The following is a 17,787-nucleotide window of genomic DNA, read 5'->3' as shown; positions in this document are numbered from 1 at the left end:
GTCGAGGCGAAAATCTTCGGCATCTCGCAATGAGCCCAACCGATCAGCGTGAAGATGCTGTCAAGCGTGTTAGGAACGCCAAACAAGGCCTGGTCTCCGCAATGCCATCAAAGCCGGCTCACTCTACAGGCCGCCTTGCTATGGCAGTAAATGCATGAGTTCGTCCGGCATTGTGGTAACCGCCGGCATTGTGGTAACCGCCGGCACTGGAGTAGCCGCCGGCGTGGGATCGGCCGGATCGGCAACATTCGTTCCACCGATGACGTAGCCCGGTTCTTCCGAATACGAGTAGACTTTCGTTATGATGCCTGATTTGAGCGCTTCAGCGTCCCAGACGTTATAAAGGCCCTGCGGCGTTGCCAGCCCCATCATGGCGAACACATCGGCGCTGTTGACGCCCATTTCGTCGAAATAGTCGGACAGCAACTGCTTCAGCGCCGGATCAGGCACCGTCGAAATCTCATCAAGGCTTCTTCTGCCGTTGTGCATTCGGGGTGTCTTCCGGCCGTTCGTTATCTGATGGACGGCGATCCGGGCATTGGCAGCTGCGGCGCGGACCTGGCCCCCAGCCAAGGCCCATGGGCAGGCCGAGAAACAGTACGCCCCACCAGAATGAACTTCCCCTTCCGACCAGCCGTTCCTGACCATCTTTTGCGGACAGCGTGGCACCAGCATCGGGCAGCCGTTCAACTGCGTCCTGCCTATCGCAGTTTCGAGGCCGGCGGCGCGGATCATGTGTCCCATTTCGAGCGCCGCATCCACGTTCCCGCCGCCAGACTGAAACACGACAGGAAGCCTTTCTCCCTTCAGTTTCCGCAGAAATTTCTCAAATTGCCTGGCGGTATCAGGTTTTATTATGCCCTCGGCAGATATCCATTGGACGCAGTTGACGTTGCAATCGCCGTTCCGAACCAGAATGAAGTTCATCGGCCATTCTTCGGGCGCTTTCTGCTTTGCGACGGCCGATGCAGTTGCAGTCAAGGCGACAAAGGCGATCAAGCAAAAGGTTACCAGCGGACCCAGGCGAGTTGTCACGATGAAAAGCCCCACTTACCGACGAATAACTACTATCGCCTTAGGTCTGTCTGATACAACCTTCTTTAACTCTCCGCTCGACGACGCCGTCGACATCTCGATCAAGGAGGGCATCCAGTTGGTCGACGAGCAGGGCGATCGGATTTTTGGGTAGGCAGGACCACCTCTCCGCTGGAGGTCGCAGATCGCGACCGCCAGCGGGTCAATTCGTCCTGGCGGGATCGATCGTCATCAGGCGTGCCCTTGCCTCGATCAGGTGCCTTTGCGCGGCTCTTATCCGGCTGCACAATGCCAGATTGAGGGCGACGCCACCTTCCTCATCCAGCAAGTCGTTCGCGCACTTCAAAGAGTGCTCAGCTCTCCTTATACGCAGTCTGGCTTTGGCCGCTTCCATGCTGTGAATTTCAATCATTGCGCCGCGTCCTTTGCGGTTCCGGTCCCTTCATGGACTAAACCGCTGATGATCGCATTGGTTCCGGCCCAGGGAATATGCCCGCGGCTTCGGCTATTTCGTTGTCGTGTTGAATTCACGGTTTGCCGTGTAATCGATCACGAAGGTGCCCTCGGGAGCGCGAACGCCCTGCTTCACATTTGATATAGTCACCGTTGTGGTAAGTCCCTTCTCGTCGGTGAGGCTCCATCTGCGCAGATCGAGAGATTTACTGTCGAACACCATGGAGATGCTCGAATTGCCGAAGGTCGATCTGTCGGCCAGCTTGACGGTAATTTGGGCGCCATCGTTCCTGACGCTTTTCACGCGATTGCCGGAGAAGTCGACCTTATTGTCGAGCAGCAGCTTAAGCGGCGTCTTCGAGAGAGCATAAAGCCGCGATGTCTTCAGCTTTCTGTTATAAACCACCAGGGATTTGCCATCTGCAATCACGCTGATTCCTGATTGGCCTGCATAGTTGAATCGGATCTTGCCGGGGCGTTGTAGAAAAAACCTGCCACGGGTCCTTTCCGCATTTGGACCCGACTGGACGAAGTCCCCGGACATGGACTTTACCGATGAGAGGTGATCGGCAATCGTCTTGGCATCAACAGGCGCGGCGGAGATCGCGGCGGTGGATGCCGCATACATCGCGGCAGCGCTGGCAACGGCGAACCAGCAACCCAGCAGTACTTTGATCCGATAGCCCATCGCTTATCCCACCTCCGGAGCAGGCGCGTGATCGAAAGAGATCACGCGCCTCCAGGTCAGTAACCCTCCGGGCATCGTGCAACGTAAACCCGGCCATACTGATCGCGATATCTGCACTGGCCGGCTTCGCTGGCGTGCCCGATGACGGCCCCGGCTATCGCGCCAACCGCACCGCCAACAACCGCCCCTTGCACAGGATCGCCGGCCACCGCGGCGCCTACCGCTGCGCCACCCAAGCCGCCGACGGCAGCGCCTTGTTCTGTACGGGAGCACGCCGAGAGCGGAATGAGCAGGCTCAAAATGAGCAGCGTCTTTTTCATTGGTTCTCTCCTGGGCTACTATTAGCCAAAGCTTAAATGCTCAAGAAAGCTTTTCGATCCATCGTGGGTTGCCTGTCCTGCAAGCGCCGGGCCGTGGCGGACCCGTGTGCCCTCCGGCTCAAACGCCTGCAATCGCCAAAAGCCAGGCCAGGATATCGAGCAGCAGAAACAGCAGCGCAATCTGCAGCGCCACCCGCAGCCGCTGGATAATTCGCCAGTTGCCGGCCATGTCCGCCTTGATGCGAAGCGCAAGCGCGCGGCGCATGGCCGACATCGTCGTCGGCCTGTCGCCGTCGACATATTGATCAAGCAACTCTTCGGGATCGAAGCGGAATGTGTATTGGTGGTAGGGCCAAAGCATGAAGACGATCAGCCCGCCAATGCCGAACAGCAGGGCCACCGCAATCCAGTCCCAAGGCCCAAGCCCGTTGGAAAGGGCCGCACCGCCAAGCAACGAGTTTGCGAAGGCGGTGGCGAAGACAAGGCTGCCGGCGCGGCTGCTCATGTTCTCCACAAGGGTTTGCTGTTGCGTGAGACCTCTCACTGCTTCCTGATAAATGAATGCAAGACGCGGATCGTCGTCGGTAACAGCGCTTGCGGCAATTCTGTTGCTTTCGCTTCCACTCGGATGTTCGACCATCAGGATGTCCTCTCTGGCGTGGACTGGATGCGCGAGCTCAGTCGAGATCGCTTGGTGCAAACGTTGGCCGTAAGCTGCCTCGCGCAAAGGGGGAACAGGTGAAACAGGGGACAGGATCCGCAGTGAACCGAACGGGCCAGGCTGATTGCGCGCCTGGCCAGCAAGGTTTGGGAAATCGACGCGGACTAAGCCGGCTGCAACTCCCTGCGCGGCAGTGGCGGGAACGCGATGGCGATGCCGACCGCCCCGAGCCCGATAAGAGCCGAGCCGATGAACAGCCAGGAATAGTTGGCGTAGGCGTCGAACACCATGCCGCCGGCAAGCGGGCCCAGCGCCATGCCGAGGCTGGACAGCATGGTGGCGGCGCCGAACACGGTGCCGAGGATGCGCTGGCCGAAATATTCGCGCGCCAGCACCGCATAGAGCGGCATGACGCCGCCATAGGTGGCACCGAAGATAACGGCCAGCATGTAGAACTGCTCAAGCCGGCTGATCGAGAGATAGGCGGCAATGACGATCGCCTGGATCGCCAGGCCCGCGATCAGCACCGGCTTGACGCCCAGCCGGTCGGCCAGCACGCCGTAGAAGAGCCGGCCGCCGAGGCCTGCCAGGCCTTCGACACTGTAGATCGAGACCGCTGCCATGGGGGCGACGCCACACAGCATGGCATAGCTGACCATATGGAAGATCGGGCCGGAATGCGCCGCACAGCAGGCAAAGAAGGTCAGCCCCAGCACGATGAACTGCGGTGAGCGCAGCGCCTTGCCGACCGTCAGGCCGGCGCCTTCGGCAACCGGCGCGGAGCCGGTATCGGCCATGACGGGCTTCGGTGGTTGGCGCACCAGCAGCACCGCCGGCAACAGCAATACCCAGGCGGTAATGCCGATGTCGAACATGGCGGTGCGCCAGTCATAGGCGGAGATCAGCCAGCGGGCGAAGGGCGAAATCGTCATCGGCGCCACGCCCATGCCGGCCGAGACCAGCGAGACGGCGAGGCTACGGTTGGTGTCGAACCAGCCTGTGGTCAGCGCGATCATCGGCGCGAAAAAGGCGCTTGCCGCGAGGCCGACCAGCACGCCATAGGTAATCTGGAAGCTCAGCAGCGAACCGGCCCGGCTGGCCAGCACCAGCGCCAGCCCGAGCAGAACCGCGCCGGTCATCACGACGATGCGGGCGCCAAAACGGTCCGATATCGCGCCCCAGGCGAAGCCGCCGAGGCCCATCACCAGGAAGTTGAGCGTCATGGCGCTCGAAATGCCGGCGCGCGACCAGTTGGTGTCGATCGCCATCGGCTCGAGAAAGATCGCCAGCGAAAACATCGTCCCGATGGCGACACAGGACATCAGCGCGCCAGCCGCGACGATGACCCAACGATAGGAAAAGCTCATTCAAATCTCCCATGCCAGAGGGCAGCGCTCAGCGCTGCTTGCATCCGAAGGACGCCGGCAGCGAGGCTGATCCTACAATCCGGTTGCATTTTTTATCCAGTCTGGCCCGACGCCGTTTTCAGCAGATCAGATCGGCAGTTCCGACGTGTATTTGATCGTCTGGCTGGGGACGTCGGTCTTGACGTTCTGCACGCCCTTGATGCGGCTCAGATGCTCCGACTGGAAGCGGCGGTAGTCGTCGATGCCGGCCGCCACCACGCGCACCATGGCGTCGCAATCGCCGAGCATCAGGTAGCACTCCATCACCTGCGGCAGCTTGGCGACTTCGGTGGCGAAATGCTCGATCGTGTCCTCGTCCTGCGTCTTCAGCCAGATGCGGGTGAAGAAGGTCAGACCCTTGCCGATGCTGGCCGGGTTGAGCACGGCGACGTAGCGGTCGATGACACCGGCTTCCTCCAGCAGCTTCACGCGACGCAGGCAAGGCGATGGCGACAGCCCGACCTCATTGGCCAGATCATTGTTGGCCATGCGGCCGTCGCGCTGCAGCGCCCGCAGAATCCGCTTGTCGATCTCATCCAGCTTCATGGCTACAGATTCCATCTATTCGAAAATTTGTAACATAAAATGCCAGAATTCGGCGAAATACAACAATCTCCGCAACCAAATTGCGGACCGATTTCGGTATGTTTGCTGCCGACATCAGTTGATTTCAAACGCAGGGAAGCGGCGGCCGCGAGGTCAGCCGATGAAGACACATGAGCATTTCACAGGCAGTCGAGACGGTGGCAGATGGTTCGAAATCCGAATTCCGCCGTGGCGTGGCGTCCTGCGCGCCGGTGCTGTTCGGCACCATCCCCTATGCGCTGGTGCTTGGCGCCCAGGCCACGCAGAAAGGCTTGAGCACGGTCGAACTGTCTGCCATGACAGGGCTGAACTTCGCCGGCGGTTCGGAGTTCGCGGCGATCCAGTTGTGGACGTCGCCGCCGCACATCGTGCTCATCGTCGCCATCACCTTCCTGGTCAACAGCCGTCACCTGCTGATGGGGGCGGCACTGGCGCCGTTCCTGCGCGACCTGCCACGGCGCAAGGTGTTTCCGGCGCTTTTCCTTATGTGCGATGAAAGCTGGGCGCTGGGCTTGGCCGATGCCAAACTGCGTGCTGCAGCCGGCATCACGCCGGCCTTCAGCCCGCGCTACTATATGGGCGCGGCGCTGGCGATGTATCTCACCTGGGTGGCCTTCACCACGCTGGGTGCCTTGCTCGGTCCGATGCTTGGCCATGTCGAGACCTATGGTTTTGACATGGCGTTCCCGGCTGTCTTCCTGGTGCTGATGCGCGGCATGTGGACGGGTATGGCGGCGGCGCGGCCCTGGCTGGTCAGCCTGGTCGTTGCAGCACTGGTCTATCTCTTCGTTCCCGGTGCCTGGTATGTCGCCGCCGGCGCCATGTCGGGTCTGGTCGCGGCCTGGCTGATGGCGGGTGATGCATGATCGATGCAACGACCCCTTTCACCATCGTGCTGATGGCCGGCGTCACTTACCTGACGCGCATCGGCGGCTATGTCGTCCTGCGCAACCGCACGCTGGGCGCCCGTGCCACGGCTGTGATGGAAGCTGCGCCCGGCTGCGTGCTGATCTCTGTCATCGCACCGGCCTTCGTATCGAAGTCCCCGGCGGATCTTCTGGCGCTGGCTGTTACTCTGGCAGCCGCCACGCGGTTTTCCATGCTGCCGACCGTGCTGATCGGGGTCGCTTCGGCGGGGTTGCTCAGGCATTTCATTGGGTAGTCTAGACTACAGCCTTGGATCTATTGGCTCGCTCTCCAGCGCCAGGACGCCGAAAACACACTCGTGGACACGCCGTAGGGGCTGCCTGGCGACAAACCGCTTCAGCGCCTCGTGACCGAGCGCGAACTCCCGGAGCGCCAGACTACGCTTGCCACCTAAGCCTCGTTCCCGCAGGCGCACGAGATTGTCCGGTGCGTCGTATTCAGGGCCATATATGATGCGCAGATACTCCCGGCCGCGCACCTTCAGCGCCGGCTGGATAACCCCCTTCTTGTTCCGGCTGACGAAGTCGCGCGGCTTCACCACCATGCCTTCGCCGCCCGAGCCGGTCAGCGTCTCCCACCAGGCAACAGCCTCGGCACAAGCGCCGGCGTCGGCCAGATCTACCACCCGCCATTGTGTTCGCGTTACCACGCCGGCAGCCAGGCGCTCTGCAAGTGTCATGTGCCAAACGTGGTCATGATCGAACCAGACACGTCCCTCGCTGGCGAGCAGGTGGAATGGTGCGACCTTCAGGTCCTCGATGCCCGAGACAGGCCACACGTAAGGCGCCCAAGCGGTAGCGTATCTGGCCGCGCGCGCGGCCCGGTCCTCAAGGCGAGCGTCCAGCGAGGCCGCATCGATGCCACGCGCCATCGCACGGGCCAGCGCCTCGCGACTGGCTTGGAGGCCTGCGGCCGCAGACGTCGCTACTGGTGCATACTGGCTTTCAATCAGGCTGCTGGCCTTGGCCGACCAGGGCATGATCTCGGCGTCCAGCAGCAGCCAATCGCTGTTCAATTCCTTCCATAGGTCCACAGCCTCGACTCTGGCGCGGAGGCGGGCGAGCAGGCCCTCCGTCATGCCAGTGCCGTTGAAAAAGGAGCGTCCGGTCCGGGTCCAGATCGCGCCGGTCTCGTCGCCAGGGACCCCGAACCGGTCGCGCGCCGCCTGTGCGTCTCGGCACAGCGCGATGACTGCCCGCGAACCCATGTGCTTCTCCTCGCAAACGATTTGGGTGACGCCACGCTCGCGGAAATGGGCGAAGGCCTCCTCGGGGCGCTCCAGCCAGCCGCTTTGGCTGCTGGTCTCCGATGGCGACATCGTCGGTGGCAGATACATCAACCACTGCGGCGACAATGCGAAACGGCTCATCACCTCAAGTGCTGCCGACGCGTTCTCCTCGGCCACAACGACCCGGCCCCTCAGTTCGGTCTCGATCCAACGTCGACCAGAGACATCCTCATAGTCGAGCACCCCGTCGGCGTCGGCCTGTGCCGATCTGCCCAGACCGGAGGATCCACCTAGTGGGCGCACCGGTTCGGACCAAGTCTGGATTGCCGGCACCTCGACCAGTTCGCGTTCCGGCCAGCGCAAGGCCGTCAGTTTGCCGCCGAACACGCAACCGGTGTCGATACACAGCGTGTTGTTGACCCATTCGGCCGACAGCACCGGCGTGTGCCCGTAGACCACGGCGGTCTTGCCGCGATAGGCGGCAGTCCAATCGGCACGGACGGGCAGGCCGAATTCGTCGATTTCGCCAGTGGTTTCGCCATAGAGGGCGAACTCGCGCACAGCGCCGGAGCCACGTCCGATCATCTCTTCCTTGAGGCCGGCATGGGCGACGGCGAGGCGTCCGTCATCCAGCCAGACGTGGCTGCGCAGGCTGTCGAGGAAGGCCGGCAAAGCCTCTCGCAGGCCGCGATCCTGAGCGTCCAGCTGATCGATGGTTTGTTGCAGGCCGTGGGCAATCGTCACCTTGCGGCCCTCCAGCCAGCGGCTGAGCTTGCGTTCGTGATTGCCCTGGACACAGTAGGCGGCTCCGGCCGCGACCATGCTCATGGCGATGCGCAAGGTGTCGGGCACGTTGGGACCGCGATCGACGAGGTCGCCGACAAAGACGATCTTGCGGCCTTCCGGCGGTGTCACAGCGACGATTCGTTCGCCATGATCCTCGGACCAGGCGACGCTGTAACCGAGTTGAGCGAGCAAGGCCTGAAGTTCATCGGCGCAGCCGTGGATGTCGCCTATGATATCGAACGGACCGTGGTGGTCGCGCTTGTCGGTCCACAATGGCTGGCGCGTGACCCTGGCGGTGTCGATACTGGCCTCGCTGGTAAGCTTCCAGACCTGGCGGAAACCTTCGCGTTGCAGCCCGCCGAGGCCCTTGCGAATTTCGGTGGTCATGCGCTGGACCACGCCGGCGCCGAACGGCCGGTCGGGTCGCAACGCGTTGCGAGCGACGCAGACGTCGACACCTGGATCGATGACCACGGCGACCGGCAAGGTGTGCCACTTGCGCGCAAGTTCGATCCAGGCCTTGCGGTCAGCGGCTCGCACGTTGGTGGCATCGATGACGGCCAGCTTGCGATACTTGAGCCGTTTGCTGGCAATCTCGCGCGCCAAATCGAAGGCATCTGCCGAGACATCCTGATCAGTCTCGTTGTCGCTGACTAGCGCGCGGCAGCGATCCGAGGAGATGATTTCTGTCGGCAGGAAGTGCCTGGCGGCGAAGGTCGACTTGCCTGATCCCGTCGATCCGATCAGCACGACCAGGGCGAAGTCAGGGATGGCGAGATCGGTCTTGTCGGGCTCTCTCATCGGGTGAACACCGCCATCTGTGTCGGCGCCCCCAGGACTGGGTGCACGGCTCCGATGTCGCTGAATGCGGCGCTGTAGCCATAGGCCTTGCCGATCCGGGCCGCCCAGGCTTCAAACCGAACGCGGCTCCATTCGAAACGGTGATCCGGATGGCGAAAGGCGCCGGGAGCCAGATTGGGAAACAAGGCGTTATAATCGGCGTTGGGCGTGGTCACGATCACGGTTTTGGGCGCCGTCTCGCCGAAGACAACACGTTCGATTAGGGGCAATCTGTCTTCGTCGAGATGCTCGATGACCTCCACCAACACGGCAACATCAGCTTCTGCCCAGCGGCTGTCGCGATATGTCAGCGATCCATGCATCAGCGTGACACGGCCTTCGGGCGGTCCGCCGAACTCGTTCAGCTTGAGACGCTTGGCAGCCCGTTCCAGCTCACGAACGGCAGGGTCGAGTCCGAACATCTTGTGGACCCATCGTTCGCGCACGAGCCGATAGAGAAGCTTGCCTTCGCCGCATCCCAGATCTGCAATACTGGTCGCGCCGGTCGCGCGGATGGCTCGGACCACTGCGTCCATGCGCAGGTCATTCAGTCGGATGGGCGCCTCGAGCGCTTCCTCGGGCGCAATCCGGGCTTCGGGAGGCAGGGCCTCACCAGCCGTCTCGGGAGCCAGTCGCTCTAGGGCGATGCGGGCCAACGCACCCCGGTTGCGCAGATAACGGCGCACGATTAGGTCTTTGGCTGGGTGGTTTTCCAGCCAGCCTTCGCCTTTGGACAGCAGCTTGTCGATCTCGGCCTCGCCAACCCAGTAGTGCTTGGCGTCGTCCATCACCGGGATCAGGACATAGAGGTGATTGAGCAGGCTGCTTAGCCGGCCGGTGCCGGTCAGCCTAAGATGACCGTATCGGGGGCCGCCTGTGTTGGATCCAATAGTTTCGATCGGCGTCAGGTCAACGGACCATCCCAAGGGTTCGAACAGACCCCGCACGAGAGCCTCGCCGCCGCGCATCGGCAGCGGGGTCACCACGGTTTCGAGCGGCAGGTCGCTGTCGGCCAGTTGCTGGCGTTCCTTTGATATGCCGGTCATCGCGGTTCGCAGCGCCTTATTCAATGCCACTGACAGGAAGGACGATGCCGCATACGGGCGGTCGTTCACATACTGGTCCAACAAGCCTTCTGCCTGCCCCTTGCCTCGCACTAGCCCTATAGGTTCGACGTCTAGCAGAAGTACGGCCTCGCAACGCTCGTCGGTCGCTTCCGGATAGAACAGCCAAGCCTTGCCGAAGGATAGGTCAGTCTCGTGCAGACGTTCGGGGTGCTTGTGCAGCAAGAAGCCGAGATCTGTGGCCGGACGTTGCGTTGTAGCGACGGAAAGGAACATCGGCGACCGATAACGCAGAACAGCAGAATAACCAATGGCGTTGCGCTGCAATTTATCCAACGCAATACATCCATTTTCCACACGTAACTTTGTCGCGCCGCCAAGAAAAAGGCAGGCGCGTACGCGCCTGCCTTTTTCAATTTCGGGTGGGTGGCCGCAGCGCCTTATGCGGCAGCCGCGACGTCCCGGCTGGCGGCCACAACGGCGTCGACCTTGGCGGTCGCCTTGGCGAGCGCTGCTGTCACCGCGTCAGGACCCATGCCAACGCCTTCGATGCGGATGACATCGACATCGGTCATGCCGAGGAAGCCGAGCACGCCACGCAGGTAGGGAATGGCGTGATCGAACTGCACGGCCGCACCTTCCGAATAGATGCCGCCGGAAGCCAGCACGATATAGACCTTCTTGCCGGTGACCAGACCCTTGGGGCCGTTCTCGCCATAGGCAAAGCTCTTGCCGGAGCGGGAGATGTGGTCGACCCATGACTTCAGGGTCGAGGAGATGTTGAAGTTGATGAAGCCGGTGGCCAGTATCACCGTGTCGGCGGCGAACAGCTCGTCGAGCACGACATCGGAGACGCCGACGACTTCAGCCTGGCGCGGGGTGCGCGCTTCGGCCGGGGTATAGATGCCCGTCGCATAGTCGGCATCGATGTGCGGCAACGGATTGGCGACGAGGTCGCGCACGACGAGCGTGTTCGACGGATCGGCGGCGACGAGCTTTTCGGCGAATTCGGTGGCGATGCGGGTCGAATGCGAGGCAGCGCCGCGCGGGCTCGAAGTGACAAGAAGAATGGACATTTTGGGCTCTCTCCAGCGGTTGGAATGATTTGTCCCGCCAGATATGGGGCTTTCGATCCATTCAATAAACTGGTATATTTTCTATACGATCCATCCATAAATTGGATATAACGATGCAACCCAACCCGACGCTCGATCAACTTCAGATCTTTGTGACAGTCGCCGAAGCCGGCAGCTTCTCGGCCGCCGGCCGCAAGCTCAACCGGGCACAGTCCGTCATCAGCTACGGCATCGCCAATCTCGAGGCGCAGCTTGGGCTGAAACTGTTCGAGCGCGAGGGCACGCGCGAGCCGCAATTGACGGAGATCGGCCGGGCGATGCTGGAGGACGCACGGCGCATGATCGGCGTGCTGCAGCGCATCCGCTCGCGCGTCGACGGCCACCACCAGGGGCTCGAGGCCGAGGTCGCGCTGTCGGTCGACGCGACGCTGCCGTCACCGGTGCTGGTTCGGGTGCTGAAGGCATTCGAGGCGCAGTTTCCGACCGTGATGCTGCGGCTGCACATCGGCACGCTCGGCCTGATTCCCGACCATGTCGTCAGCGGGCAGGCCGACCTTGGCATTGGCGGCCTGCTGGGCGATGTCGACGTGAACCTTGTGCGCATCGGCTTCATGTCGATCGTGCTGGCCGCCGCGCCCACCCACCCGCTGGCCTTGCTGCCGAAACCGGTGGCGATCGAGGATGCACGCGAACACACCCAACTTGTCGTCACCGACCAGTCGGAGCGCACCAAGGGGCGCGACTTCGGCGTCTATGCCTACCGTACCTGGCGGCTGACGGATGTGCGCACCAAGCATATGCTGATGCGCGAGGGGCTGGGCTGGGGCGGGCTGCCGCGCTGGCTGATATCAGACGACCTGGCGAGCGGCCGGCTGGTCGAGATCGACCTCGAATCCTTCAGGGAGGTGAGTTCGCCGCTGTTTGCCATGCATCGCAGCGATCGCAGCCCGAAGCCGGCGGCGGCCTGGCTGATCGACCAGTTCAAGCGCCAGCTCGGCTGCTTCAACGAGTTCGAGCCGGGCGAGGTGCCGGATGAGGAGCACGAGACAGCCCATCGATCAGCGCCATGAGCACGGCGCGGTAATCTTGCGCTGAGGCGCCGGCCTCGATGGCCAGGGCGGCACGGTCGAAGGCGGAGCCGAGCAGTGCGGTCAGCGCGTCGGCCGGCAATCTCGTCATCGTCTGCGCCCGCATCGCCGCGACCAGCCCTTCGCGCAGAGAGCGGTTGCCGTGGCGATTGTCGATCGCGTCCATGGCGGCGCGGCCAAGCACGGCCGGGCCGTCGAGCAGCAGCAGCCGCGTGCGTCCGGGCGCGCGCATGGCGGCGAGATAGGCGTCGGAGCCGGCAATCAGCGCGTCATGGGCAAACAGCGATGGCGGCGAGGCGCGCTCGATCTCCTCGGCGACCGCTGCCGCCTCCTGCTCGACCACGGCAGCAAACAGTGCCTGCTTGTCAGCAAAATGATGGTAGAGCGCGCCGCGCGTCACGCCGGCGGCGGCGACGATCTCCGGCGTGCCGGTCTCGGAATAGGATTTCTCCGTGAACAGCTTTCGCGCCGCGGCAATCAGGTGGGCGCGCGTCGCTTCGGTGCGGTCGCGGTTGGAACGACGCGCGAAATCGTGTTGCATACATGCAGCCTGTATGTTAATTCGGTTTACATGCAGATTGTATGTTAATTGACGGGAGAAGGAAAGATGAAGACCACGAGCTATTACCCGGTGCTGATGACCGGCGACGTCGCCGGCACGGCGGCCTTTTATGTGAAGCATTTCCGCTTCCAGCCCCTGTTCGAAAGCGACTGGTATGTGCATCTGCAATCGGGGGAGGACAGAAGAGTCAATCTCGGCATCGTCCAGGGCGACCATGAGACCATCCCGGAAGAGGGGCGGGGCCGCGCTTCGGGCCTGCTGATCAATTTCGAGGTTCGCGACCCGGACGCTGTCTATGAGCGCGTCGTCGCCGCCGGCCTGCCGATCCTGCGCTCGCTGCGCGACGAGCCCTTCGGCCAGCGCCATTTCATCACCAAGGACCCCAATGGCGTGCTGATCGACGTCATCAAGCCGATCCCGCCGAGCGAGGCGTTTCTGGCGCAGTATGCGGAAGGGGTGGCGGGAGCCTGAGCGCCCGCCTCAACTGGCCCTTGCCACCGGCGTCACCGTCACCTGGCTGACACCGGTGCGGCGCACGACGGTGCACAGCGTCTCGCGGCCAATGCGTTCGGCGTCGAGCATGCGCACCAGGTCGTCGACGCCGGTGACAGGACGGCCGTCGATGGCGGCGATGATGTCGCCTTCTTTCAGGCCGGCCTTGGCCGCCGGGCCGTCCTTCTCGACGCTGCGCAGGCGAACCGCCGTGCTGGTCGAGACTTGCGACAACAGGGCGGCGCGGCGCGGCAAACTGGCAGTGTCGGCCGAGACGCCGATGAAGGCGCGGCGGACACGGCCGAAGCGGATGATCTCCGAAATGACGAAATTGGCGGTATTGGAGGCGACCGCGAAGGCGATGCCCTGCGCGCCATGGATCATGGCGGTGTTGACGCCGATCACCTCGCCGGCCGACGAAACCAGCGGCCCGCCGGAATTGCCGGGGTTGAGCGCTGCGTCGGTCTGGATGACGTCGTCAATCAGCCGGCCGGTCGAGGCGCGCATGGAGCGGCCGAGCGCCGAGACGACGCCGGAGGTGACGGTCCATTCAAAGCCGAGCGGATTGCCGATGGCGATGGCGATCTGGCCGCGCCGCAGCCGCTTGGAATCGGCGAGCGGTGCGACATCGGCAAAGCTGCCGTCGGCGCGCACCAGCGCGATGTCGGTGTCGGGATCGCGGCCGAGCACGCGGCCTTCGCGGGAGGCGCCGTCCGGCATCGAGACGCGCACTGTCCTGGCATCGCCGACGACGTGGAAATTGGTGACGACCAGTCCGTCCGGCGCGATGACGAAGCCGGAGCCGTGGCCGCCCTGGCCGCCGACGCGTTCGATGCGGCAGACGGCCGGGCCGATGCGGTCGACGGCGTCCGCAACGGTCGTCGAATATGCGTCGAGCAATGTATCGTCAGGTTCGAATTTGGCTGCGGCGAGGGCCATGGAAGGGCTCCGTATTTTCGGGCGAAAGGATGATTTTTTTCCTGTGCGCGTCGTTGTCCCAAAACCGCTGAGCACTTTTGGGCGACACGCACTATATGTGCGGAGCGGCTGGAACCGCCGCGACCTGACCAGATGGCCAGTCAAACCGGCAACTAGCCTTCAGGCGAGTACCTCTGAACGCGCTGTCGAGCGATATCTGGGGCATGGATGAACCCAGGAGACCAATATGAGCGATTTCAATCTGAGTGCGTTTTCGCAAGCCATCGCCGATCTCGCCGCCCAGGCGGCACCGGCAACGGCTGGCTGCGCCACGCATCATCACCGCACGGCAAGCGCCTTCCACTGGCGTGACGGTTATTTCGTCACCGCCGAGGAGGCTGTCGAGGCCGGCGAGGAGATCGAACTGACGCTGGCCTCGGGTGAGGCGGTGAAGGCAGAACTGGTCGGCCGCGATCCGTCGACTGGCGTTGCCCTGCTGAAGCCGGCTACGGCCATCAACGCCGTGCCGTTGGCCAGGGCTGACGCGGTGCGGCCAGGCAACATTGCCATCGCCATCGGCAATAGCAACGGGTCGGCTCTGGCCGTTTCGGGCTCGGTCGGCGAAGTCGGTCCGGCCTGGCGCTCGATGCGCGGCGGCACCATCGACCGGCGCATCAATCTGGCCGTCGGTGCCGGCGGCCGTTTCGAGGGCGGCCCGGTTCTCGACGCCAAGGGTGCGCTGATCGGCATGCTGCTGTTCGGGCCGCGCCACCGGGCGCTGGTCATGCCTTACGAGACGATCGAGCGGGCGGTTGCGACGCTGCGCGAAAAGGGCCATGTCGCGCGCGGTTATCTCGGCGCCGGCCTGCATCCGGTACGCGACCGCGACGCGCATGGCGCGATGGTGATGAGCCTCGATGACGATGGTCCCGCCAAGGCCGCCAGTCTCTCTCTCGGCGATATCATCGTGGCGTGGAACGGTGAGGCGGTGCATGGCCCGCGCGACCTGATCCGCAGGCTCGGACCAGACAGTGCGGGCGCTTCGGTGACGCTCGGCGTGGTGCGCGGCGGCGAACAGCGCGATGTCGGGCTGACCATCGGCGAAAAGCCGCTGAGCTGAGGGCATCCATGGACACGCTCACCAGCGACCGGATCATGCATGACGGTGCCGTCTCGCGGCGGCTGGTGGTGCTGATTGCGCTTGGCGATGCGTCGCGCGCCGAGCGCCTGGCGGCCTCGCTGGCCGCGAGCGATGACCTGCTGCCGGTGGTGGCCGGCAGGGCTGACGTCGCCATCGTTGACGACAGCAGCGGCGGTGCTGTGCCGGCCGCCATTCCCCGGGTTCTTCTATCGGGAGGCGCCAATGGCGAACGGCCCGCGGGCGAGGTGTTGGCCGTCCTCGAAACGGGCGCGGACGATTTGTTGATCGCTGCGGCGGCGCGGCTGGCGGCGGCCGGCTATCGGGTATCGGGCGAGCGCAGAACCGGACGCCATGAGGATTTCCATACTGGCGATGGCGAGCCGTTCGAAGATGAAGCCTCCGACGAGCATGCCGTCCGTCCTTCGCTGTCGCCGCGCGAGGCGGAAGTGCTGGCGCTGCTGGCCGAGGGCGCACCCAACAAGGTGATCGCGCGGCGGCTGAACATTTCCGTGCACACTGCGAAGTTCCATGTCGCCGCAATCCTGATCAAGCTCGGTGCCGCCAACCGCACCGACGCGATTGCCACTGCGATGCGGCAGGGCCTGGTGCTGGTTTAGTCATAAACCCTACGCTGCGTAACGCGGTGTCCGGCGTGTCGGGTCTTGCGCTGTGGTCGCCCGCCGCGCAAAGCTTCGCGCCTGACGTGTTGCAAGGGAGGCGCAAGGAAATGTCGCTCAAGGGAAAGACGCTGTTCATCTCCGGCGGATCGCGCGGCATCGGGCTGGCGATCGCGCTGCGCGCGGCGCGCGACGGCGCCAATGTGACGATCGCGGCCAAAACCGCCGAACCGCATCCGAAGCTGCCCGGCACAATCTATAACGCGGCAGAAGAGATCGAGCAGGCCGGCGGCAAGGCGCTGCCCGTGCTGTGCGACATCCGTGAAGAGGCACAGGTGGCCGAGGCGGTCGCCAGGACCGTGGAAAAGTTCGGTGGCATCGATATCTGCGTCAACAATGCCAGCGCCATCCAGCTCACCGGCACGCTGGAAACCGACATGAAGCGCTACGACCTGATGCATCAGATCAACACGCGCGGCACCTTCCTGGTGTCCAAAATGTGCATTCCGCACCTGAAGTTGGCCAGCAATCCTCACATCCTGAATCTGGCACCGCCGCTCGACATGAAGGCCAAGTGGTTCAAGAACCATGTCGCCTACACGATGGCCAAGTTCGGCATGTCGATGTGCACGCTGGGCATGAGCGCCGAGTTCGCCAAGGACGGCATCGCCGTCAATTCACTGTGGCCGATTTCGACCATCGACACGGCAGCCGTGCGCAATCTGCTGGGCGGCGCGACGGTGGCGGCAATGAGCCGTTTGCCCGACATCATGGCCGATGCTGCGCATGCCATCTTCATGCGGCCAGCGCGCGAAGCGACCGGCAACTTCTACATCGACGAAGAGGTGCTGCGCGCCGAGGGCGTCAGCGATTTCTCGATCTATGCGCCTGATGCGACCGGGCCGCTGGCCGGCGACTTTTTTGTCCCCGACGAGGTGTTTGCCCGCACGGACAGCAAGATCAGGAATATTTACTAGAGCTGTTCGTTTTGACGCGACGGGCGTCGAGCCAAGACCTTCGCCACCAGCAGAGTCGTGGGAAAGCCCTGCTCGAACAAGGCGGCAGGGCATCGTTCCTGCGGGATTGATTCAACGTCCGGCAGGCGCAGGCTCACGCCTCGTCCTTCTTGCCTTTGCTCAGGCCCATCAGCCGGTCGATATAGGCGAGCATGAGCGCCGAGACGACGAAGGCGAGATGGATGATGGTCAGCCACATCAACTGGTCGGTCGTGTAGGACGATGAGTTCAAGAACACCTGCAAGAGGTGGATCGACGAGATGGCGACGATGGTCGAGGCAACCTTGACCTTCAGCGAACCGACATCGATGGTGCCCAGCCAGTGCACACCGCCGTCCTGGTCGTCGAAGCGGCTGACGAAATTCTCGTAGCCCGAGATGATGACCATCACCACCAGCGAGGCAACCAGCGCGGCATCGATCAGGCCGAGCATCTTCAGGATGGTGTCGGTGTCACCGAGCGTGAACGCCAGGCTAATGAACTCATAGAGCTTCTTGCCGAAGGACAGCGCATAGACGGCCAATGCCAGGGCCAGGCCTATATAGAAAACGACGAGCAGCCAGCGTGAAGCGAGAATGATCGATTCGATGGCGAGTTCGAGACGCTTCATGGGATGATTCCGGCGGGTTGATCTCTCAGCAATGGCCGTATTCGACGAGGCCGCCACCGTTTGCAAGACAAAAAACCCCGCCGAACAAGGTCCGGCGGGGCTCAATGCGTCCCGCTGGAGTCGGGACGGGGCAGGGAACGCCCAGCACCGAATCTGGGGTGGCTGCGCTCGCGATTCAATGAGCCGTGTCTAACGCCCGTACAATTCTTGTTGAACCCCGCACATCCATCCACCCCCGGCTGTGCCGGGGGTGGATGCTTCTCTTGCCGATTCC

21 protein-coding genes are annotated in these 17,787 nt (G+C 63.1%); 8 read left to right on the top strand and 13 right to left on the bottom strand.

Annotated elements, in window-relative coordinates:
- Positions 1 to 138: 138 nt before the first annotated feature.
- Positions 139 to 927 carry a COG3904 family protein gene (locus A4R29_RS21830; RefSeq protein ID WP_145923781.1) on the bottom strand — a complete coding sequence of 263 codons (789 nt, stop codon included), beginning with the start codon at positions 925 to 927 and terminating at the stop codon, positions 139 to 141.
- On the opposite strand from A4R29_RS21830, the gene A4R29_RS21825 reads away from it, so the two are divergent.
- Positions 917 to 1,189: a hypothetical protein gene (locus A4R29_RS21825; RefSeq protein WP_145923780.1), complete on the top strand. Its 273-nt coding sequence runs from the start codon at positions 917 to 919 to the stop codon at positions 1,187 to 1,189. The genes A4R29_RS21830 and A4R29_RS21825 overlap by 11 nt on opposite strands.
- Positions 1,190 to 1,237: 48 nt before the next feature.
- Here A4R29_RS21825 and A4R29_RS21820 read toward each other — a convergent pair whose 3' ends face one another.
- The 6 genes from A4R29_RS21820 to A4R29_RS21795 form a co-directional block, all read right to left on the bottom strand.
- On the bottom strand, positions 1,238 to 1,447 hold the full coding sequence (locus tag A4R29_RS21820) for a hypothetical protein (protein ID WP_013530154.1): 210 nt from the start codon (positions 1,445 to 1,447) through the stop codon (positions 1,238 to 1,240).
- A gap of 93 nt (positions 1,448 to 1,540) precedes the next feature.
- Positions 1,541 to 2,176 carry an outer-membrane lipoprotein carrier protein LolA gene (locus A4R29_RS21815; protein ID WP_063172867.1) on the bottom strand — a complete coding sequence of 212 codons (636 nt, stop codon included), beginning with the start codon at positions 2,174 to 2,176 and terminating at the stop codon, positions 1,541 to 1,543.
- A 56-nt stretch (positions 2,177 to 2,232) separates the two neighbouring features.
- The gene (locus A4R29_RS21810; RefSeq protein WP_013530156.1) at positions 2,233 to 2,496 is read right to left on the bottom strand and encodes a YMGG-like glycine zipper-containing protein; all 264 of its coding nucleotides are present in this window, start codon (positions 2,494 to 2,496) and stop codon (positions 2,233 to 2,235) included.
- A gap of 118 nt (positions 2,497 to 2,614) precedes the next feature.
- Complete coding sequence (locus A4R29_RS21805; RefSeq protein ID WP_082826532.1) at positions 2,615 to 3,001, bottom strand: hypothetical protein; 387 nt, start codon at positions 2,999 to 3,001, stop codon at positions 2,615 to 2,617.
- Positions 3,002 to 3,321: 320 nt separating this feature from the next.
- On the bottom strand, positions 3,322 to 4,524 hold the full coding sequence (locus A4R29_RS21800; RefSeq protein ID WP_027162053.1) for an MFS transporter: 1,203 nt from the start codon (positions 4,522 to 4,524) through the stop codon (positions 3,322 to 3,324).
- 126 nt (positions 4,525 to 4,650) lie between these two features.
- Positions 4,651 to 5,109 (bottom strand): Lrp/AsnC family transcriptional regulator, encoded by a 459-nt coding sequence (locus tag A4R29_RS21795; RefSeq protein WP_013530158.1) that lies wholly within the window; start codon positions 5,107 to 5,109, stop codon positions 4,651 to 4,653.
- 170 nt (positions 5,110 to 5,279) lie between these two features.
- On the opposite strand from A4R29_RS21795, the gene A4R29_RS21790 reads away from it, so the two are divergent.
- Positions 5,280 to 6,014: an AzlC family ABC transporter permease gene (locus A4R29_RS21790; protein WP_013530159.1), complete on the top strand. Its 735-nt coding sequence runs from the start codon at positions 5,280 to 5,282 to the stop codon at positions 6,012 to 6,014.
- On the top strand, positions 6,011 to 6,310 hold the full coding sequence (locus A4R29_RS21785; protein WP_063172866.1) for an AzlD family protein: 300 nt from the start codon (positions 6,011 to 6,013) through the stop codon (positions 6,308 to 6,310). The genes A4R29_RS21790 and A4R29_RS21785 overlap by 4 nt, the downstream gene beginning before the upstream one ends.
- A gap of 6 nt (positions 6,311 to 6,316) precedes the next feature.
- On the opposite strand, the gene A4R29_RS21780 is transcribed toward A4R29_RS21785, so the two are convergent.
- The 3 genes from A4R29_RS21780 to A4R29_RS21770 all read right to left on the bottom strand — a co-directional run bounded on the left by A4R29_RS21780 (position 6,317) and on the right by A4R29_RS21770 (position 11,069).
- Complete coding sequence (locus A4R29_RS21780) at positions 6,317 to 8,890, bottom strand: polynucleotide kinase-phosphatase (protein WP_063168770.1); 2,574 nt, start codon at positions 8,888 to 8,890, stop codon at positions 6,317 to 6,319.
- Complete coding sequence (locus A4R29_RS21775; protein ID WP_244506853.1) at positions 8,887 to 10,329, bottom strand: 3' terminal RNA ribose 2'-O-methyltransferase Hen1; 1,443 nt, start codon at positions 10,327 to 10,329, stop codon at positions 8,887 to 8,889. The genes A4R29_RS21780 and A4R29_RS21775 overlap by 4 nt, the downstream gene beginning before the upstream one ends.
- Positions 10,330 to 10,433: 104 nt before the next feature.
- Complete coding sequence (locus A4R29_RS21770; protein ID WP_024505492.1) at positions 10,434 to 11,069, bottom strand: FMN-dependent NADH-azoreductase; 636 nt, start codon at positions 11,067 to 11,069, stop codon at positions 10,434 to 10,436.
- 113 nt (positions 11,070 to 11,182) lie between these two features.
- On the opposite strand from A4R29_RS21770, the gene A4R29_RS21765 reads away from it, so the two are divergent.
- Entirely contained in the window at positions 11,183 to 12,139 is a 957-nt protein-coding gene (locus A4R29_RS21765; protein ID WP_024505493.1) for a LysR family transcriptional regulator, read from the top strand.
- Here A4R29_RS21765 and A4R29_RS21760 read toward each other — a convergent pair.
- On the bottom strand, positions 12,072 to 12,698 hold the full coding sequence (locus A4R29_RS21760) for a TetR/AcrR family transcriptional regulator (protein ID WP_024505494.1): 627 nt from the start codon (positions 12,696 to 12,698) through the stop codon (positions 12,072 to 12,074). The genes A4R29_RS21765 and A4R29_RS21760 overlap by 68 nt on opposite strands.
- A 66-nt stretch (positions 12,699 to 12,764) precedes the next feature.
- Between A4R29_RS21760 and A4R29_RS21755 the strand changes: the two genes are divergently transcribed.
- The gene (locus A4R29_RS21755; protein WP_013530166.1) at positions 12,765 to 13,190 is read left to right on the top strand and encodes a VOC family protein; all 426 of its coding nucleotides are present in this window, start codon (positions 12,765 to 12,767) and stop codon (positions 13,188 to 13,190) included.
- Between the two features lie 9 nt (positions 13,191 to 13,199).
- Here A4R29_RS21755 and A4R29_RS21750 read toward each other — a convergent pair whose 3' ends face one another.
- Positions 13,200 to 14,150, bottom strand: a complete 951-nt coding sequence (locus A4R29_RS21750; RefSeq protein ID WP_013530167.1) for a S1C family serine protease — start codon at positions 14,148 to 14,150, stop codon at positions 13,200 to 13,202.
- Positions 14,151 to 14,376: 226 nt separating this feature from the next.
- On the opposite strand from A4R29_RS21750, the gene A4R29_RS21745 reads away from it, so the two are divergent.
- From A4R29_RS21745 to A4R29_RS21735, 3 genes are all read left to right on the top strand, one after another.
- Positions 14,377 to 15,249, top strand: coding sequence for a S1C family serine protease (locus A4R29_RS21745; protein ID WP_063172864.1), 873 nt, complete (start codon positions 14,377 to 14,379; stop codon positions 15,247 to 15,249).
- 8 nt (positions 15,250 to 15,257) lie between these two features.
- Positions 15,258 to 15,887 carry a helix-turn-helix transcriptional regulator gene (locus A4R29_RS21740; protein WP_024505497.1) on the top strand — a complete coding sequence of 210 codons (630 nt, stop codon included), beginning with the start codon at positions 15,258 to 15,260 and terminating at the stop codon, positions 15,885 to 15,887.
- 110 nt (positions 15,888 to 15,997) lie between these two features.
- Positions 15,998 to 16,864 carry an SDR family oxidoreductase gene (locus A4R29_RS21735; RefSeq protein WP_063172863.1) on the top strand — a complete coding sequence of 289 codons (867 nt, stop codon included), beginning with the start codon at positions 15,998 to 16,000 and terminating at the stop codon, positions 16,862 to 16,864.
- Between the two features lie 133 nt (positions 16,865 to 16,997).
- Here the strand turns inward: A4R29_RS21735 and A4R29_RS21730 are convergent, their stop codons facing one another.
- Entirely contained in the window at positions 16,998 to 17,513 is a 516-nt protein-coding gene (locus A4R29_RS21730) for a TIGR00645 family protein (RefSeq protein WP_013530171.1), read from the bottom strand.
- Between the last annotated feature and the right edge of the window lie 274 nt (positions 17,514 to 17,787).

Source organism: Mesorhizobium ciceri biovar biserrulae (assembly GCF_001618845.1).
In the GTDB taxonomy this organism is placed as follows: Bacteria; Pseudomonadota; Alphaproteobacteria; order Rhizobiales; family Rhizobiaceae; genus Mesorhizobium; species Mesorhizobium ciceri.
Note: the sequence above shows the minus strand (reverse complement) of the source record. Positions and strands in the feature narration are given on the sequence as shown.

Bases quoted from the DNA above. Each gene is read 5' to 3' on its own strand.
- A4R29_RS21785 (WP_063172866.1), top strand. From the start codon at position 6,011: ATGATCGATGCAACGACCCCTTTCACCATCGTGCTGATGGCCGGCGTC.
- A4R29_RS21790 (WP_013530159.1), top strand. From the start codon at position 5,280: ATGAGCATTTCACAGGCAGTCGAGACGGTGGCAGATGGTTCGAAATCC.
- A4R29_RS21830 (WP_145923781.1), bottom strand. From the start codon at position 927: ATGAACTTCATTCTGGTTCGGAACGGCGATTGCAACGTCAACTGCGTC.
- A4R29_RS21800 (WP_027162053.1), bottom strand. From the start codon at position 4,524: ATGAGCTTTTCCTATCGTTGGGTCATCGTCGCGGCTGGCGCGCTGATG.
- A4R29_RS21745 (WP_063172864.1), top strand. From the start codon at position 14,377: ATGAGCGATTTCAATCTGAGTGCGTTTTCGCAAGCCATCGCCGATCTC.
- A4R29_RS21750 (WP_013530167.1), bottom strand. From the start codon at position 14,150: ATGGCCCTCGCCGCAGCCAAATTCGAACCTGACGATACATTGCTCGAC.
- A4R29_RS21815 (WP_063172867.1), bottom strand. From the start codon at position 2,176: ATGGGCTATCGGATCAAAGTACTGCTGGGTTGCTGGTTCGCCGTTGCC.
- A4R29_RS21780 (WP_063168770.1), bottom strand. From the start codon at position 8,890: ATGAGAGAGCCCGACAAGACCGATCTCGCCATCCCTGACTTCGCCCTG.
- A4R29_RS21735 (WP_063172863.1), top strand. From the start codon at position 15,998: ATGTCGCTCAAGGGAAAGACGCTGTTCATCTCCGGCGGATCGCGCGGC.
- A4R29_RS21740 (WP_024505497.1), top strand. From the start codon at position 15,258: ATGGACACGCTCACCAGCGACCGGATCATGCATGACGGTGCCGTCTCG.
- A4R29_RS21765 (WP_024505493.1), top strand. From the start codon at position 11,183: ATGCAACCCAACCCGACGCTCGATCAACTTCAGATCTTTGTGACAGTC.
- A4R29_RS21760 (WP_024505494.1), bottom strand. From the start codon at position 12,698: ATGCAACACGATTTCGCGCGTCGTTCCAACCGCGACCGCACCGAAGCG.
- A4R29_RS21770 (WP_024505492.1), bottom strand. From the start codon at position 11,069: ATGTCCATTCTTCTTGTCACTTCGAGCCCGCGCGGCGCTGCCTCGCAT.
- A4R29_RS21755 (WP_013530166.1), top strand. From the start codon at position 12,765: ATGAAGACCACGAGCTATTACCCGGTGCTGATGACCGGCGACGTCGCC.
- A4R29_RS21820 (WP_013530154.1), bottom strand. From the start codon at position 1,447: ATGATTGAAATTCACAGCATGGAAGCGGCCAAAGCCAGACTGCGTATA.
- A4R29_RS21730 (WP_013530171.1), bottom strand. From the start codon at position 17,513: ATGAAGCGTCTCGAACTCGCCATCGAATCGATCATTCTCGCTTCACGC.
- A4R29_RS21795 (WP_013530158.1), bottom strand. From the start codon at position 5,109: ATGAAGCTGGATGAGATCGACAAGCGGATTCTGCGGGCGCTGCAGCGC.
- A4R29_RS21825 (WP_145923780.1), top strand. From the start codon at position 917: ATGAAGTTCATCGGCCATTCTTCGGGCGCTTTCTGCTTTGCGACGGCC.
- A4R29_RS21805 (WP_082826532.1), bottom strand. From the start codon at position 3,001: ATGAGCAGCCGCGCCGGCAGCCTTGTCTTCGCCACCGCCTTCGCAAAC.
- A4R29_RS21810 (WP_013530156.1), bottom strand. From the start codon at position 2,496: ATGAAAAAGACGCTGCTCATTTTGAGCCTGCTCATTCCGCTCTCGGCG.